Source organism: Streptomyces platensis (genome assembly GCF_008704855.1).
Lineage (GTDB): Bacteria > Actinomycetota > Actinomycetes > Streptomycetales > Streptomycetaceae > Streptomyces > Streptomyces platensis.
Window position 1 is genome coordinate 6,607,769 of sequence record NZ_CP023691.1, and the last position, 16,535, is coordinate 6,624,303.

The 16,535-nt window shown below is 68.3% G+C and carries 14 protein-coding genes and 2 pseudogenes; 12 read left to right on the forward strand and 4 right to left on the reverse strand.

Annotated features, from left to right (window positions below):
* Positions 1-35 precede the first annotated feature (35 nt).
* A complete protein-coding gene (locus tag CP981_RS29255) occupies positions 36-332 on the forward strand; it encodes a hypothetical protein (protein WP_085926093.1) in 297 nt (98 codons plus the stop codon).
* Between the two features lie 380 nt (positions 333-712).
* On the opposite strand, the gene CP981_RS29260 is transcribed toward CP981_RS29255, so the two are convergent.
* Positions 713-2,152: a glyceraldehyde-3-phosphate dehydrogenase gene (locus tag CP981_RS29260; protein WP_085926094.1), complete on the reverse strand. Its 1,440-nt coding sequence runs from the start codon at positions 2,150-2,152 to the stop codon at positions 713-715.
* A 652-nt stretch (positions 2,153-2,804) separates the two neighbouring features.
* Between CP981_RS29260 and CP981_RS29265 the strand changes: the two genes are divergently transcribed.
* The 7 genes and pseudogenes from CP981_RS29265 to CP981_RS29290 all read left to right on the forward strand — a co-directional run bounded on the left by CP981_RS29265 (position 2,805) and on the right by CP981_RS29290 (position 8,865).
* Positions 2,805-3,158: a PRC domain containing protein gene (locus CP981_RS29265; protein WP_085926095.1), complete on the forward strand. Its 354-nt coding sequence runs from the start codon at positions 2,805-2,807 to the stop codon at positions 3,156-3,158.
* Between the two features lie 368 nt (positions 3,159-3,526).
* Positions 3,527-3,919: an ATP-binding protein gene (locus CP981_RS29270; protein ID WP_244329826.1), complete on the forward strand. Its 393-nt coding sequence runs from the start codon at positions 3,527-3,529 to the stop codon at positions 3,917-3,919.
* Positions 3,920-4,158: 239 nt separating this feature from the next.
* Positions 4,159-4,530: an ATP-binding protein gene (locus tag CP981_RS29275; RefSeq protein WP_085926096.1), complete on the forward strand. Its 372-nt coding sequence runs from the start codon at positions 4,159-4,161 to the stop codon at positions 4,528-4,530.
* Positions 4,531-4,645: 115 nt separating this feature from the next.
* Positions 4,646-5,466 (forward strand): annotated as a pseudogene (locus CP981_RS29280) (PP2C family protein-serine/threonine phosphatase); the annotation flags it as partial.
* A gap of 148 nt (positions 5,467-5,614) precedes the next feature.
* Positions 5,615-6,097, forward strand: a pseudogene (locus CP981_RS38870) (cobalamin B12-binding domain-containing protein); the annotation flags it as partial.
* Between the two features lie 198 nt (positions 6,098-6,295).
* The gene (locus CP981_RS29285; RefSeq protein WP_167536256.1) at positions 6,296-8,179 is read left to right on the forward strand and encodes a glycoside hydrolase family 15 protein; all 1,884 of its coding nucleotides are present in this window, start codon (positions 6,296-6,298) and stop codon (positions 8,177-8,179) included.
* 137 nt (positions 8,180-8,316) lie between these two features.
* Positions 8,317-8,865, forward strand: a complete 549-nt coding sequence (locus tag CP981_RS29290) for a ferritin-like domain-containing protein (RefSeq protein ID WP_085926142.1) — start codon at positions 8,317-8,319, stop codon at positions 8,863-8,865.
* Between the two features lie 127 nt (positions 8,866-8,992).
* Here CP981_RS29290 and CP981_RS29295 read toward each other — a convergent pair whose 3' ends face one another.
* Entirely contained in the window at positions 8,993-9,319 is a 327-nt protein-coding gene (locus tag CP981_RS29295; protein WP_244329828.1) for an STAS domain-containing protein, read from the reverse strand.
* 335 nt (positions 9,320-9,654) lie between these two features.
* Between CP981_RS29295 and CP981_RS29300 the strand changes: the two genes are divergently transcribed.
* Positions 9,655-10,554 (forward strand): SigB/SigF/SigG family RNA polymerase sigma factor, encoded by a 900-nt coding sequence (locus CP981_RS29300; RefSeq protein ID WP_085926099.1) that lies wholly within the window; start codon positions 9,655-9,657, stop codon positions 10,552-10,554.
* A gap of 127 nt (positions 10,555-10,681) precedes the next feature.
* On the forward strand, positions 10,682-11,884 hold the full coding sequence (locus CP981_RS29305) for an FUSC family protein (protein WP_244329829.1): 1,203 nt from the start codon (positions 10,682-10,684) through the stop codon (positions 11,882-11,884).
* A 418-nt stretch (positions 11,885-12,302) separates the two neighbouring features.
* On the opposite strand, the gene CP981_RS29310 is transcribed toward CP981_RS29305, so the two are convergent.
* Positions 12,303-12,473 carry a hydrophobic protein gene (locus CP981_RS29310; protein ID WP_085926100.1) on the reverse strand — a complete coding sequence of 57 codons (171 nt, stop codon included), beginning with the start codon at positions 12,471-12,473 and terminating at the stop codon, positions 12,303-12,305.
* A 308-nt stretch (positions 12,474-12,781) separates the two neighbouring features.
* Between CP981_RS29310 and CP981_RS29315 the strand changes: the two genes are divergently transcribed.
* A complete protein-coding gene (locus CP981_RS29315; RefSeq protein ID WP_085926144.1) occupies positions 12,782-13,642 on the forward strand; it encodes an RNA polymerase sigma factor SigF in 861 nt (286 codons plus the stop codon).
* A 373-nt stretch (positions 13,643-14,015) separates the two neighbouring features.
* A complete protein-coding gene (locus CP981_RS29320; RefSeq protein WP_244329830.1) occupies positions 14,016-15,215 on the forward strand; it encodes an MFS transporter in 1,200 nt (399 codons plus the stop codon).
* 94 nt (positions 15,216-15,309) lie between these two features.
* Here the strand turns inward: CP981_RS29320 and CP981_RS29325 are convergent, their stop codons facing one another.
* Positions 15,310-16,533 (reverse strand): MFS transporter, encoded by a 1,224-nt coding sequence (locus CP981_RS29325; RefSeq protein ID WP_085926101.1) that lies wholly within the window; start codon positions 16,531-16,533, stop codon positions 15,310-15,312.
* Between the last annotated feature and the right edge of the window lie 2 nt (positions 16,534-16,535).

Here is a 16,535-nt window from a genome sequence, read left to right on the forward strand (position 1 = left end):
GGCAGATTCGCATCCGATCCGCGATCGTATGCGGCATGAATTCCGACGAATCCGAGATGCGTGCAGCGGTCCGCGAGCTGGCCACGGCATTAGAGACGATGCTCAACCTGATCAAAGCTGACGCGCTGCCCACCACGCCTGAAGCTCAGCGGCTCATGCGGGAGGTGATGACCCACCTCGATGAGTCGTCCGACCAGATCAGCAACTCTGCCAGATCCGGTGAGATCCTCTCCGTGGCCAGCGCGCTCAACAGGATGGTCATTTCGGCGCGGGAGCAGATCCTCGACGATGTCGTCACCGCCTCGCCCCTGCCAGACCATCCGGACATGTGAACACTCCGGGTCGAACCCGCGATGGGCGGGCCGAGTTCGGGCCCTCTGCTTCACGGTCCAATGCGTGCAACGGGCGGCGGCTTCGGTGGCGCCGGTAAGCCGCGGACTGCGACGCTCAACACGAGGCCTCGTGCTTCGCGATCCTGGCCCGGAAACACCGGAGGCGGAGCCGGGGGTTTCCCCCTGGCTCCGCCTCCTGGTCAATGTTTTCGTCTACCGGTCGCGGCCCCGGCCAGTCTGGCTAAGGGGACACCGCACCGACCCGCGCTGGAGGGCTGCCGACTACCACCCGGCTAGCTGGGCGCTACCGTTCGCAACGCCCGCGCCCCACCGCCCCGCACCCGGGGCGGTGGCTCGGACGGCACGGAAGCTCGCTGCGATCAGACCGCCGGTGCCGGGTAAGTCGGGTACTCCACCCCGGAGACGTGCTGGACGACGCGGATGACCTGGCAGGAGTAGCCGAACTCGTTGTCGTACCAGAGGTAGAGGATGGCGTTGTCGCCCTCGACCTTGGTGGGGCCGGCGTCGACGATCGAGGCGTGGCGGGAGCCGATGAAGTCGCTGGAGACCGCGTCGGGGGCCGTGGTGAAGTCGATCTGGCGCTTGAGCGGGGAGGTCAGCGAGACGTCGCGGAGGTAGTCGAGGACCTCCGCGCGGGTGGTCTCGCGACCGAGCTGAAGGCTGAGGATCGCGATCGAGACGTCCGGCACCGGGACGCGGATCGAGCTGCCGGTGATCGTCGCATCGAGGTCGGGCAGCGCCTTGGCGACGGCGGAGGCGGCACCGGTCTCGGTGATCACCATGTTGAGCGGCGCGGAGCGGCCGCGGCGGTCGGAGCTGTGGTAGTTGTCCAGCAGGTTCTGGTCGTTGGTGAACGAGTGGATGGTCTCCACGTGACCGCGCAGGACGCCGTACTCGTCCGCCATCGCCTTCAGCGGCGGGACGATCGCGTTGGTGGTGCAGGACGCGCAGGACAGGATCTGCTCGTCGGGCTTGATCATGTCGTGGTTGACGCCGTGGACGACGTTGGGGACGTCGCCCTTGCCCGGGGCGGTCAGGACGACCTTGTCGATGCCGGGGCGCAGGTGCTTCGACAGGCCCTCGCGGTCGCGCCACTTGCCGGTGTTGTCGATGAGGATGGCGTTGTTGATGCCGTACGCCGTGTAGTCCACCGACGTCGGGTCGTTGGAGTAGATCACCTTGATCTCGTTGCCGTTGGCGATGATCTTGCTGTTCGCCTCGTCAACGGTGATCGTGCCCTGGAACTGGCCGTGGATGGAGTCACGGCGCAGCAGCGAGGCGCGCTTGACGATGTCCTGGTCGCCGCCGCCGCGGACGACGATGGCGCGCAGCCGCAGGCCACCGGCCTTCTCGATGAGCAGGCGGGCGACGAGGCGGCCGATGCGGCCGAAGCCGTAGAGCACGACATCGCGCGGCTCGCGGCGCTCGATCTTGTTGTCACCCGTGGCGCCGGCGACGGCCTCGGCGGTGAACTCCTCCACCGACAGACCGCGGTCGTCCTTCTTGTACGTCGCGGCGAGCATGCCGAGATCGATCTGGGAGGGGCCGAGGTCGAGCGTCGTGAGGGCCTGGAGGAAGGGCATCGTCTCGGTGACCGAGAGCTCCGCACCGGCGATCTGCCGGGCGAAACGGTGGGTCTTGAGGATGCTGACCACCGACTTGTTCACCAGGGAGCGGCTGTGCAGCAGGACCGTGACGTCCTGCTCCCGGTGCAGCTTCCCGATGATCGGGATCATCGACTCCGCGATCTCCTCGCGGTTCTTCCAGTTGGTGAACGAGTCGTCATTGACAGCAGTCACAGGCTTATCTTTCGAGCTAGGCGGTGCTCATATGCTAGCGCCCCCATATTTTGATCGTTCAGACGGTCCTGCTTTGCGGCGGATGCCGCGGTGGGCGCCAGGGTCATGCCGGCGTAAGGGTGGTGTGACGGTGCGGAGTGAAGAGATAGGGCAAAACTGGGCAAATGAGCCCAAGGGGTCGTCTTCGTCGCCTGCGTCTCGGGAGCCGAATGGGCGGCGGGCATCGTGGGTCGGCGAGGGTGTGACATCGGCTACCCGTGGGGGTCAGTGCCCGGCCGGGTAGCGGTGCCCTCGGTGAGACGGCGTAGGGCGGATGTCCTGGGCCCGCCAGTTCTTCTACGACCTGAGGTCCGAGTCGGTGAACTCGGTGGTGCGTCGAGTCCGCTATTGGCGTGGTGGACGGGAAGAAATCCTGCCCGTCGAGGCCGATGCATTCCTGACTAGACCGGCGGCGGGGTGGGTTATCGGCGCCCGGTAATGGGTTCGGGGTGGGAGGGGGGCATGTGGTGGGTGCTGTTTTGGGGGTGGGGGGCGGGGCAGCAGAGGGCTGTCGGGTTGATCGGGGGAGTGGAGGTTCCGTGGCTGGGTCTGTTTGTGGGGAGTAGCGGCTGGACGGGGCCTGGTCTTGTGTCGCGTAGAGAAGGGATGGCGTATGAGTGGCAATGTCTGGGGATACCTTTCCGATTCCGGGTACCGGGCGGGCACGGTCCTTGAAGGGTTCGGTGTCGAAGCTGTCGACGGGAGCATCGGCAAGGTCGACAAGCATTCCGATGACGTGGATTCTGCGCACCTCGTCGTGGACACCGGCCGGTGGATTCTCGGGCGGCGTGTGGTGCTGCCGGCCGGCATCGTGACCGGCATCGACCAGCAGGAGAAGAAGGTCTACGTGGGTCGCACCAAGGACGAGATCAAGGGTGCGCCCGATTTCGAGAGTGCCGGGCACGAGAACAGTGCGGATTATCTGCACCAGGTCGGAGTCTATTTCGGTGGATTTCCTCTGGTGTGAGGGGTGTTGCGCGGGGCCGGTCGGGATGGCTGCCGCTCAAGGCGGGGCGGCTCCGCCCTGTCTGCCCCCGGCCCGTGCGCTCCGGCGTCGTGGCGTATGGCGTGGGCGGTCGGCGCGCTGGGTGGTGGCGTTTCTGTGACGTCCTTCACCGGAGTCCGTGCGGCCGGCTCTGCTGCGGAGCGTTGGTGGTGAGGTCAGGGGGCGTGTCGGGGTCTTGGTGCGGGGGCGTGGAGAGTGTTGCGTGAACTGCGCGGTCCGGGGGAAGCCGTCAAAGGACCTTCTCGTCGAAGTAGCCTTTTGCGTGGCCCTCGCAGGGGGCGGTGGGTGAGCTCCAGGTGTTGTGGTCGATCGGGCGTGAGGTGAGAGGTGTGACGGACACGCAGCAGACCCCGGTGAACAAAGCGGCGGACGCGCGGGACCGCGTTCATGAGCTGCTGCACGCGCATCGCCCGCAGGTCGATGAACTCTCCGCGATCGACGCCCTGCTGGTCACCTCGGAATTGGTTACCAATGCCCAGAGGCATGGTGGTGGAGTCGCCGGATTCTCTGCCCGCATCGCGGGCGGTCTGCTGGAAGTGACCGTTGCCGATCGCAGTCCTCGGCATCCCGCCACGGCCATCGGACGGGAAAAGTATGGGGTCGGTGGATATGGGTGGCCGATGATCCAGAAACTCACGTCCTGCGTGGTGATTGTTCCCACGGGCGACGGCAAGGCCATTACGGTGACCGTCCCTCTCCGGTTCGACGGCGCGGCCGACTAGTCGACTCGCCGACCAGGTTCGACGAGGCAGTGAATGCCCGTGCGCCGTGCGCGGCAGGCCCACCAGCCCCACCCACCCGCTGAGTGTTCACCCGCTGATCCGCCCGTGCGGGGGCCTGAGAGTATTGCCGTCCTGCCGTGCGAGAAGGAAGTGCCCCGGCCGGCAATGCCTGCCCGGAGGGTGGGTGAGCGTGGCGGCGTCGCTGCGACGGCTCGGGGGCATTGGGGTGGAATGGTGTGATGCAGGGAGTACCTGTAAGAGCAGCCGAGGCGCGCAACTTTGTGCACGACCTGCTGCACAAGATAGGCAGCCCGGTCGATGACCTGGCCCTTGTCGATGCCCTCTTGGTGACCACGGAGCTGGTCACCAATGCCCAACGGCACGGGGGCGGGCTCACCGGGTTCACCGCGCGGGTCGTCGAGGGGTGTTTGGAAGTGGCGGTCGAGGACGGCAGCGCGCACTGCCCCGCTGCCGCCTCCCCGCAAACCCCCGGTCGTGACCCTGGCGCCACGGGTGGCTACGGCTGGCCCCTGATACAACGGCTGGCGCGCAGCGTCGAGATCACCGCGACCGTGACCGGCAAGACCATTCGCGTGATATTGCCCCTTTGAGGTTGTTGGTGCTGTTCCTGATGGTGTGAGTCGCGGGCTGTCTCCCCCCACCCGAAACCGGTCCCACTCCCCATCAGGCCTGCTCACTGACTCCCTGCGGCCCGACGGCGGGGAGGCGGCGCGCGGGCCCGTCGGAGCGCGGAGCTTCGAGGCCCGTCCGCGTCGTACGGAGAGCGGCGATGTGGTGTGGTGGCTGGTGGATGACACCGCCCGCCGGGCGGCGGAGGACGCCCTGCGTGCCGAGCGTGAGCGCACCGGGTTTCTCGCCCAGGCGTCGACGGAGCTTCTCGCCTCCCTGAATGTCGACCGGTGCATGGACGTCACGGCCCGGCTCGCCACGCGGTATCTGGCGGATGCCGCCGTCGTGGTCGCCCCGCCCTCCGGACGGTGGCCGGCGATGAGCTTCTGCGGCCCGGACGGGCGGGTGGTGCGGCTGCTCAACGGCGCGCTGCTCGATTCCGACCACACCCGGTTCGCCACCCTGGTCCTCGCCTCGGTCGCGCGGCGGGGCGGCACCGTCCGGCTGCGGGTGACCAGTGCCGGACACCCGCGCCGCTGGTCGTCCGCGCCGACGGCCGGGTGGAGGAAGCCGCCACCCGCGGTTCCCTCGTAGGCGCGCTGCCGGAGGTGACCTCCACGACGGCCACGCTCGATCTCGCGCCCGGGGAGTCCTGTCTGCTGTACACCGACGGGATCACCGAGGCGATGGGCGGGCCGCTGGGCGATGAGCTCTTCGGCGAGGCACGTCTGCGGTCCGCACTGAGCGAGTGTGCGGGCCTGCCGGCCGAAGCGGTCGTGGAGCGGATCCGGATGCTCGCTGCCCAGTGGGTGGGGGCCGGCCGGCATGACGACATGGCCGTGGTCGCCATCACCGCGCCCCGCCATGCGCACCTCAGCGCGGTGGACGGCCACACCCGGGGCGGGTACCCGGCTTGAGAGCCATTACTTCTACGGGGGATGTGCCGAAGACCGCTGACTGGCGGGAGGCAGGGGTGGGGGCCGTTCCGGCCCGCCGTGGTCGTTCGGGGTCCATGGTCGGACGGCTGCCGGGTAGGCGGGCGTCATGACCACTTCGCCTGTGGCGATGACGGAGAGCCTGGCCGCCTACGTCGACGACCTGTGGGACGCCGTGGTGACGGTGGATGAGCACGCCGCCGTCCGCCGGGTGTTCGACGCGGTGGACGCCGGTGTTCCGCCGGAGGACGTGCTGCTCGACATCATCGCGCCGGTCCAGCACCGGGTCGGTGAGCACTGGGCGGCGAACAAGATGACGGTGGCGCAGGAGCACGCCGCGACCGCCATCAACGACCGGGTCATCGCGGCCCTCGCGTACCACCGGCCGCCCCCGGCCAGGGCGGAACAAGGCCGCATCACGGTGGCCTGCGTCGACGGTGAGTGGCATGCGCTGCCCGCCCGCCTCCTCGCCGAGGTGCTGCGGCTGCGCGGCTGGCAGGTGGATTTCCTCGGCGCCCAGGTGCCCGCGCCTCATCTGATCGCCCATCTGCACCAGACCGGTCCGCAGGCCGTCGCGCTGTCGAGCTCGATCGCCACCCGGCTGCCCACCGGCGACCGGCTCATGAACGTGCCTTGCCGGGGCATACGCGAGTTCAACGGCTTTCCCGACCAGGGGCGGGGCGGCGCGCACGGGCTGACGTCGAGCGATGCGTGGGTGCCGGGGGAGCGTGGGCAGGGGCGTACGGACGGCTCGGCCGAGGCGCACGAGCGGGCGGCGAACGGCAGGAGAGGGCGTAAGGGGACGTGGCCTATGAATGACCGTCAAAAGACCTCGGCCGGTGAGGCGGTCGATGAGGCAGACGGCGTGGGATATCTGCCCATCGCCGAACACGGTCTGATCGGTGATCTGCGGACCGCGGCGCTGGTCGGGACCGATGGCCGGATCGCCTGGTTCTGTGCCCCGCGGTTCGATTCGCCCAGCATTTTCGGGTCACTGCTCGATGCCGGGAACGGCGGACACTGGCAGATCAGCCCCGTCGAGGACATCGCCAAGCGCCAGCAGTACTACTTTCCCGATACCAACATTCTCATGACGCGAATGCTGACCGAGAACGGCATTGTCGAGATCCAGGATTTCATGCCGATACGGGAGGAGGGCGACCCCCGTCACCGGCAACGGCTGGTGCGGCGGGTGGTCAGCGTACGGGGCAGTTCGCGTATCCGTACCGTCGTCGCCCCGCGGATGAATTACGGCCGGGATCCGCACAAGGTGGAAACCCAGCCGCACGGTGTGCGTTTCACCAGTGACGCGCTGGATATCTCACTCCAGGCAAATGTGACCCTCCGGGTCGAAGGCCAGGACGCCGGCGGAGAATTCGACCTGGCGGAGGGCCAGTCCGCACTGTTCGTGCTGGAGACCAACCGGCCCTCCCGCGCCGAACCGGCCGTCGACCTGGTCGATACCCGAGCCGCCGAGGAACTCTTCCGGTCCACCGTACGGTTCTGGCGCCAATGGCTGAGCCAGTCCACCTACACCGGCCGCTGGCGCGAAATGGTGCACCGTTCCGCACTGACCCTGAAACTCCTCACCCACGAGCCCACCGGAGCCATCGTCGCCGCACCGACCCTCGGGCTTCCCGAACAGCTCGGCGGTGAACGGAACTGGGACTATCGCTATGTCTGGATCCGCGATGCGGCCTTCTCCCTGCACGCACTGCTGCGCCTGGGCTTCACCCGCGAGGCACAGGCCTTCATCAGCTGGCTGACCTCGTGTCTGCGCGGGGTGCAGGACGGTGAGCACGGCCCGCTACGGGTGCTGTATTCCATCGACGGTGACGCCGAACTCCCCGAGCATGTCCTCGACCACTGGGCGGGCTACCGCGGATCCGCCCCGGTCCGGGTGGGAAACGGTGCCGCCGGCCAGCTCCAGCTCGACATCTATGGCGAACTCTTCGACTCCGTCTATCTGTTCAACAAGTACGGTGGCGGCATTTCCCACGACAGCTGGATGGATCTGTGCGCCATTCTCGACTGGCTTCTGGAGCACTGGGACAGCCCCGATGCGGGGATATGGGAGACCCGTGCCGGTCAACAGCGCCACACCTATTCGCGGTTGATGTGCTGGGTGGCGGTGGAGCGCATGATCCGCATGGCCCGGCAGCGTGGTCTGCCGGGTGATCTGGGGCGCTGGATGTCGGAGCGCGACAAGATCTACCACCAGATCATGGAGCAGGGCTGGAACGCCCGGGAACAGACCTTTGTCCAACGCCTCAGCGGCGACGCGGGGCAGCCACCGGAATGCATTCTGGACGCCTCGCTCCTGGTGATGCCGATGGTCAAGTTCCTGTCCCCGGACGATCCGCGATTCCGCTCCACCGTGCGGGCCATCGGCGAGAACCTCGTCACGGACAGCCTGGTCTTCCGCTACGACCCGGAAGTTTCCCCCGACGGTCTGGACGGAACGGAGGGGACCTTCTCGATCTGCTCGTTCTGGTGGGTCGAGGCGCTCGCCCGTACCGGCCAGATCGAAGCGGCCCGGGTGGCGCTGGAGAAGATGTTCACCTACGCCAATCACCTCGGTCTGTACGCGGAGCAGATAGGGCTGACCGGCGAACACCTGGGGAATTTCCCTCAGGCCTTCACTCATCTCGCGCTGATCAGCGCGGCCACCAGCCTGGACGACTTCATGGGCTGAGCCGAAACGCCACACTGCCGACGGAATGGTGTCCGTTGCCGGCCCGATTGCGGGGCATACTGACCGGCGGTGCCGACGGGCACACATTCCGGAGCGAAGCGCTGTCCACCCCAGGAGAACTGAAGGGCAGGAAGACCGTGGCTGACTTTCTCACCGACATCACCACCCTCCGCGAGCGTGCCCGCCGCGAGATGGAAAAGGGACCGGTCACCGAAGCGTACGGAGCCGATCTGGAGCGCGTCCTTCAGGTGCTGAACGAGGCGCTGGCCACGGAAATCGTGTGCACCCTGCGGTACAAGCGGCACTACTACACCGCTTCCGGTCTCTATTCGGAGCCGGTCGCCGCAGAGTTTCTGGAACATGCCGCGCAGGAGCAGGAACACGCGGACAAGGTGGCACAGCGCATCGTCCAGCTCGGCGGCCGGCCCGACTTCAACCCGGAAACCCTGACGCAGCGGGCGCACGCCGATTACGACGACAGTGACGACCTGGTGGACATGATCAAGGAAGACCTGGTGGCCGAACGGGTGGCCATCGCCTCGTACACGGAAATCGCGAAGTGGCTCGGTGACGGCGACCCGACCACGCGCCGCGTATTCGAAGACCTGCTGGCGCAGGAGGAAGAGCACGCCGACGATCTGCGGGGGCTGCTGGAACGCATTCCGCAGGACAGGAAGACCGACTGACGCGCGCCGCTTCCGGCGTGATTGGCCTGATCACAGCGGTCGGCGGCGGCGCTCCCCGGTGCCGCGCGACGGTGGGCGCGTCCCCGCCGGGGGCTCCGCCCGGGGCGGGCGACCAGGGCGCGGGCCCTCAGGAGCTCAGGGCGCCGAGCATGTCGTCGGCCAGCGTGAAGTATCTGGCGGTGCCGGTGACATCGAAGAGCCGGCGGACGACCTCGTGGAACGGGCCGGCGACGATCAGCGTGCGCTGCTGCCGGTGGTGGGCACGCTGGGCGGCGAGCAGGACATGCAGCACCGTGGAGTCGGCGAAGTCGGTGAGCGACAGATCGACGACGGTACGTGGAGCGCCGGAATCCTCCGCCAGCGCGCAGGCCTCTTCCAGGAGAGGGGCGCTGTCGTGATCGAGGGACCCGCTGACGCGGACGACAAAGACCTCGTCCTCGACAGCATGGTTCACCACAGCCGGTGTATGAACGTACATGTGCGACAGCATGCCATGCTTTTCGCGCACAGGTTCTAGACAGTCTCTTGTTCGGCCGGCCCAAAGACCGTCCCTCGTATGGCCCCCGTCGCAGGTGGGCGAAGTGCAGCCGCACACCGGCGCCCTCGTTCTCGTCCGGAGTGCGGCGCGACGGCGGTCGAATTTCTCATGAATGATTCAGAATTCCGCGGACCGACCTCTCCGGTCCACCGGCTGCGCCACTCAGCGGGGTGATTGTTCCACCGTTACGCATAAGGAACCCGGCACCGGGCAACAGGCCTGCTCAACGACCTGAATCCCGGAGGTGGAGCATGAACACGGTTTTCGAGGACGTATGTGACACACAACTGCCGGGGCCCTATGACGGGCCGTCACCACGGGCCGGAAGATATTCCACCACGCTTCCGTGCGTCGAGGATGCCGGGAAGGTGGCTCCCCAGGACGCCAAGGCACTGTCGCCGCTGTTCTTCGAGCGGCTCGCGGAGCTCGACGAGGGCACTGCCGAGTATCAGTACGCCCGCAATACGCTCGTCGAGATGAACTTGTCGCTGGTGCGCTATGTGGCCTCGCGGTACAGAAGTCACCGGGACCAGATGGAGGACATCGTCCAGGTCGGCACCATCGGCCTCATCAAGGCCATCGACCGGTTCGACCTGTCCCGCCGAACGGAGTTCGCGGCCTTCGCCATTCCCCATATTCTCGGGGAGATCAAGCGGTTCTTCCGCGACACCAGCTGGGCCGTCCACGTCCCGCGCCGTCTCCAGGAACTCCGCATCGACCTGGCCCAGGCCATGGAGCAGCTGTCCACCTCTCTGGACCGGGAACCCACCGTCAAGGAGCTGGCCGGGCATCTGGAGCTCACCGAAGAGGAGATCATCGAGGGCATTGTGGCCGGCAACGGCCACACGGCCGTCTCGCTGCACCTCTCCGGCGACAGTGAGTCGACGGCACCGGGCGGCGGCGGTCCCGTCTTCGCCGACATTCTCGGCACCACCGACCCCGCCACGGAGCACGTCGAGGACCGGTACGCCCTGGCCTCGCTGCTGCGACAGCTCAACGAACGCGACCGGCTCATCGTTCATCTGCGCTTCGACCGGGAGATGACCCAGGCGCAGATCGGCGCGGTGCTCGGTATCTCCCAGATGCATGTCTCCCGACTGCTCACCCGCATCATCCAGCAGCTGCGCACGGGCATGCTCGGCCACAAGTGACCCCGCCGGGCCCGCTTCCGGCGTCCGCGCGGCACGGCCATGGATGGTTCCCCCGTGACCGGGTACCGGGTACCGGGCACCGCAAGATCCGCTGAGGTGCGGATGGGGCACCAGGCGAAGGGACGGCATGGCCGGAGAAGTCAGCGAGCGGCGGATGCGACCGGCACGGCCGGGCCGGATGGCGCGCGTCCGGCAGTGGTGGGGGCGGGCGCTGGGGTCCGAGGGCCATGAGCGCACCACGGTGCTCCTCATCGCCAAGGGCACCTTGGCGTCGACGATCGCCTGGGTGATCTCCTACCACCTGCTGCACGCGCAGTCGCCCGCGTTCGCCCCGTTCTCCGCGGTGCTCATCATGCAGGTGACCGTCTACCAGTCGCTGCTTCAGTCCTCGCGCTACGTGGGCGCGGTGGTGGCGGGCGTGGCCGTACAGGCCGCCCTGGGCTTTCTCGTCGGGCCCGAGGTACTGACGTTCGCCCTGGTGGCGGCGGTCGCGCTCACCATCGGCCGGTGGCCGGCGCTCGGCTCACAGGGCTCCCAGGTGGCCACCGCGGCGTTCTTCGCCTTCTCCACCTATGTGTCCGCCACCTCGACCCTCGACGCGAGCACCCAGCTGGGGCAGATCATCCTGCTGGTCCTCATCGGCTGCGGGGTCGGCGTCCTGGTGAACGTCACCGTGCTGCCGCCGCTGCGCTACCGCAGCGCCGAATACGGCATCCGCACGCTGGCCCACGCCCTGTGCGACCTGGTGAGCGACATCTACCCGGTGCTGCGTGCGGGCGGACTCGACGAGGAGAGCACCGGGCGGTGGCGGTCGCGCGCCGAACAGACCGGGGAACTGGTCGCACAGGCCCGCACGGGACTGCGGATGGCGCGGGAGAGCCTCCACTACAACCCGCGCCGGCTCGTCCGCCGCGGCCGCCCGCACACCGGCTTCGAGGGCTATGCCGCGGTGCTGGAAGCGCTGGAGCGCACCCTGGGCCAGGTCGCTGCCCTGACCCGGAGCCTGGACCGATGGAGCGCGGACGAGGACCGCCACCGTCACGGCGACTTCCTGGCGAGCTACGCCGATTTCCTGGAAGCCCTCTCCCGGATCACCCGCGTCTTCGCGGACCTCGACGAGGACCGGCTCGGCGACCAGGCGCCCGAGCTGTGCCAACTGGCCGACGAGGCACAGGACTACCGCCGGCGGCTGGCCGAGGAGGCGGAGCGGGGTGAGCTGCCGCTCGCGGATCCGGGCCGCCCGTATGGAGTGCTGGTCATCGAGGCCGCGCGGCTGATGGAGGAGTTCCAGTACACCTGTGACGTGCTCCAGCACCATGTCGACCGGTGAACCGGCGGCCCCGTGAGGTGGTGCCCCAGGAGGCAACGGGGCACGCGGCCGGAAAAAGGGGAGGGGCCACCGCAGGAAAGCGGTGGCCCCTCCCGTGCGCCGGGCGGTGCCCGGTCATTCCTTGAAGGCAGCTTTGGCCTTTTCGCCGGCACTCATGGCGGTCCTTCCGCCGGCGGCATTTCTCTCGTGCCCGCGGATTGCGCTGCCCAGCGACTCGGCGACATGTACGGGAACTCATGCCGACCCGGAGCGCGTACTGCGATGGAGGTGAGTCCCCTGCGGGAACAGCGCGCGCCCCGGGCCGTACTTCTCGTGTTTCCCCGGTCCGGGTGATGATGCGTCAGTGGACACAGGAAATCGGGGTGGGCCGGACAACACCGTGTTGTCCGGCCCACCCCGGATTTCCGGGCTGCGGCGGCTACCAGCGGTACCACCGGCCGCGCTTGCCGCCGGCGCCCGCGGACCGCAGCACAAATCCGAGCGCCCAGATGATGAGTACGGCCACCGCGACATACCAGAGTGCCTTCAAAGCGAATCCGGCACCGAAAAGCAGCAGCCCGAGAAGGAGCACGAGAAGCAGGGGAACCATAGTTATCAACCTCCGAGACATCGTGTGCCCGCACATTCGAGTCACACACAACGTTTCTTCGGATAAAAGCCGGGCAACCGCTGTCCCTCAGACGCTGATTGCCCCGGAAATCAGTTACCGTGCGCGGGCTCTGGGGCATATGAGGTTCCTGCTACGGAAAGTGGCCTCACCGGTCTCACACGCATCTCACAACTGCCGTCGGACGGAGCGCGGTTGCATCCGCTTCCGGTTCGTAGGCATGCCCTGGAGAGATCGGGGTAGGCGCGCCGCTGAAGCGTCCGCAGGTGCCGGGCGCGCGGGAGGGCGAGATGACCACCATCGTGAGCGAGACCACGACCGAGCAGCGACAGATCACCCCGGCGTTTGCACTGCCGGAGGTGCCGCAACCGCAGAAGGTGGCACCTCGGGACGCCAGGGACTTGTCCAAGCAGTTCTTCGAACGGCTTCAGGTCCTCGAAGAGGGCACACACGAGTACCAGTACGCGCGGAACACCCTCATCGAGATGAATATGTCGATGGTGCGCTATGTCGCCCGCCGCTACCGCAATCGCGGCGACGACATGGAAGACGTCATCCAGGTGGGCACCATCGGTCTGATCAAGGCCATCGACCGGTTCGACCTCACGCGTGAGGTGGAGTTCTCCACCTTTGCCGTCCCCTACATCCTGGGCGAGATCAAGCGGTTCTTCCGTGACACCGGCTGGGCCGTCCATGTGCCCCGCCGCCTCCAGGAGCTGCGCAGCGACCTGGCCAAGGCCAAGGAGCACCTCGCCGCCAAGCTCGACCGTGACCCCACCGTCCGCGAACTGGCCGCCCATCTGGAGCTGTCGGAGGACGAGGTCATCGAGGGCATCGTCGCCGCCAACGGCTACACCGCCGGTTCGCTCGACACCCCCGCCGACCCCGACCCGTCGGAGCAGCGCCGCACCCTCGTCGACGTGCTGGGGGAGAACGACCCGGCGCTGGAGGCCGTCGAGGACTACCAGGTGCTGGGGCCGCTGCTCGACACCCTCGACGCACGGGAACGGCGCCTCATCGAGCTGCGCTTCGGCCAGGAGATGACCCAGTCGCAGATCGGCGAACAGCTCGGCGTCTCCCAGATGCATGTCTCCCGGCTGCTCACCCGCACCCTGTCGAAGCTCCGCGCCGGAATGCTCACCGAACGCTGAGACCCGCCGCGGGCGGTGCAGGGGAGTACGGGGCCCGTTGATCCGGCGCGGCAGCCTCGGGTGTGCGTCTCCACCGGCACCCCTACCGCCACGACGGCCGCGGCTCCCGCGCAGGTCAAAAATGCCTGGGCAGTCGAAGGGCCCTGCTTTAGCATGGCGCGACGACAGCCTTGAGGCGCGGAAGGGGAGACGGGGTGCAGCCGGCGTTATCCGTGGGTGGTGAGCGGGCGAGCCGCAGGCCCCGTAACGCCCACGCCACGTGGTGGCCCCTGGTCCGAAGACAGGTCACGCCCCGGAGCTGAGCCATGCCCTCACGGCACGGCTCGGCTCCGTATGCCTGCCCTTTTCCTTTCGGACCTTTCCTCATGAGGCCATGACCACAAAGAGATATCTGCCTGCCCTGCTCGTGGTGACGCTCATCGGCACCATCATGGAGCTCGATATGTCCGTGCCCAGCTTCCCGGACATCGCCCATGACTTCGGAGCCTCCGCCTCCGCGGTGCAGCTGACGATCACCTGCAACTTCTTCGGCTACTGCCTGGGCGCCCTCGTCCACGGCCCCTTGTCGGACCGCTTCGGCCGCCGCACAGTGATGCTGGCCGGAAACACCCTCATGCTGGCCGGTGCGCTGGGCTGCACGGTCGCGCCACACCTCGGATTTCTGCTGGCGTCCCGGTTCGTCCAGGGCATCGGAGCGAGTACGTCCGTGGTCCTCGTGTTCGTCATCATCGGTGACGTCTACCAGGGCACCCGGCTGTTCCAGATGCTGGGGCTCACCAACGCCGCGATGTCCGCGTTCATGACCGCCGCACCCGCCCTCGGCGGCATCGTCAACCGGACGCTCGGCTGGCGCGGCAACTACGCGACGGTCTTCGGTATCACGCTGGTGTCGCTGCTGCTGATGGCGTTCTTCCTGCCGGAGACCGGTGGCGCGCCGGTGAAGGTCGGTGTGCGGCAGGTCGCGGCCGGCTTCCGGAAGCTGCTGACCAGCAAGGAATTCCTCGCGGCGTCCCTGGTGCCCAGTCTGCTGTTCGCCGCCTACATGGTGTTCATCGCGGCCAGTTCGTTCCTCTACACCGGCACCTTCGGCCTGTCCACGGTCGGCTTCGCCGGCCATCTGCTGATCATCGTGGCGTCGTTCTCGGTGACCAGTCTGCTGGCCTCGAAGATCATCGGCGTGCTGGGCGGACCGGAGCGCACGGTGGTCTGCGGTATCGCTGCCGCCGTCGTCGGTACCGCACTGTTCCTGGTGTGGGGCCAGGGACCGTGGGCGACCACCGGCCCGCTCGCCCTCTTCTGCGCCGGTTTCGCCGCGGTCTACCCGGTGATCTTCGGCCGCTCCATGGGGATCCACCCGGAGCTCCAGGGAGCGGCGGCCTCGCTGAACATGAGCGGGCGGGCGCTGTTGGTGACGCTCTTCACCGGTGTCGCCGGCAGCCTGTTCACGGGCACCTCCCGGGCGACCGCCGGGGTGATGGCCGTCGCCGTGGCCGTGGCCGCCCTCCTGGCCTTCGCCCGGCCGGCGCCGGCGCGGGACCGGACGGCGGCCGAACCGGTGGCCGAGACCGGCTGAGCCGACGCGTTCACCGATCCGTTCCCTGCCCTTGCGGCACCCGCGGTGGCGGTACGGCCGCCACCGCGGGGCACCAGGGGCGGGCGTCGCGTGGTCAGTACGGTGCCTGCCGCCGGCGCCGGACCAGCCGGCCGAGCAGGGCCGCCACCGCGGCCAGCGCGGCGATGGTGGTCAGCGCCCTCGGCAGTCCGTACGCCTCGGTGAGGAAGCCGATCGACGGCGGGCCGAGCAGGATGCCGGAGTAGCCCAGGGTCGAGGCGACCGCGACGCCCTGGGCGCCGGCGAGGGCGCCGGCGCCGCCGATCGCGGCCGGGAAGACGTTGGCCAGGCCCAGCCCGGTCAGCGCGTAGCCCAGGTACACCGGCCACAGCTGCGGGCTCAGCGCCGCCACCAGCATCCCCGCCGCCGCGAGGAGACCGCCGGCCACCAGGACGGGGGTGTCGCCCAGCCGTTCCAGGAGCCAGGTACCGGACATCCGGGAGAGCGTCATCATCAGCGCGAACACCGCGTATCCGGCCGCTGCCGCACCCGGCCCGGTGTGCAGGTCAGCGGAGAGATGGAGCGAACCCCAGTCGGCCAGCGCGCCCTCGCCGTACGCCGTGCACAGGGTGATCAGCCCGTAGACCGTCACGAGCAGCCGGGTCCGGCGCACCGGTACACGGCCGCGCACCGGTATCGCGTCTTCCCCGTCGTGGTGTGCGCCATGGCCGGTGGCCGGCCGGGGTGTCCGCAGCAGCACGTGGCCCGCGTACGCGGTGACGACGAGCCCGGTCGCGGCCAGGAGCAACAGGTGCCACAGCGGGCTCAGATGCGGGGCGAGGAGCCCGCCGAGTCCCGCGCCTGCCAGTCCGCCCGCGCTGAATGCCGCGTGGAATGACGGGAGGATCGGGCGCCGGACCGCCTCGGCCAGGTCCACGGCGGCCGCGTTGAAGGCGACATTGAGGCCCCCGTATGCGGCGCCGAACAGCAGCAGGACGAGGCCGAGCTGAAGGGCGGAATGAGTCAGCGCGGGCAGGGCGACCGACAGCGACAGCAGGGCCGCCGTCACCACCGTCACCGGATGGTTGCCGTAGCGGCGGCACAGCTTGCCGGTGAGCAGCATCGTGGCGACCGATCCCACCGACACTCCGAGCAGGGCCAGTCCGAGTGCGCCCGCCGAGGCGTGGATCTGTTCCTTGATGGCGGGGATGCGGACCACCCAGCCCGCGAACACGAAGCCGTCGAGGGCGAAGAACAGGGTGATCGCCCGGCGCAGCCGGGCCGCGGCCGGGGGAGCGGCGGCCGGGGCGCGCCGGCCGGTGTCCATGAGCTGGTTCATAG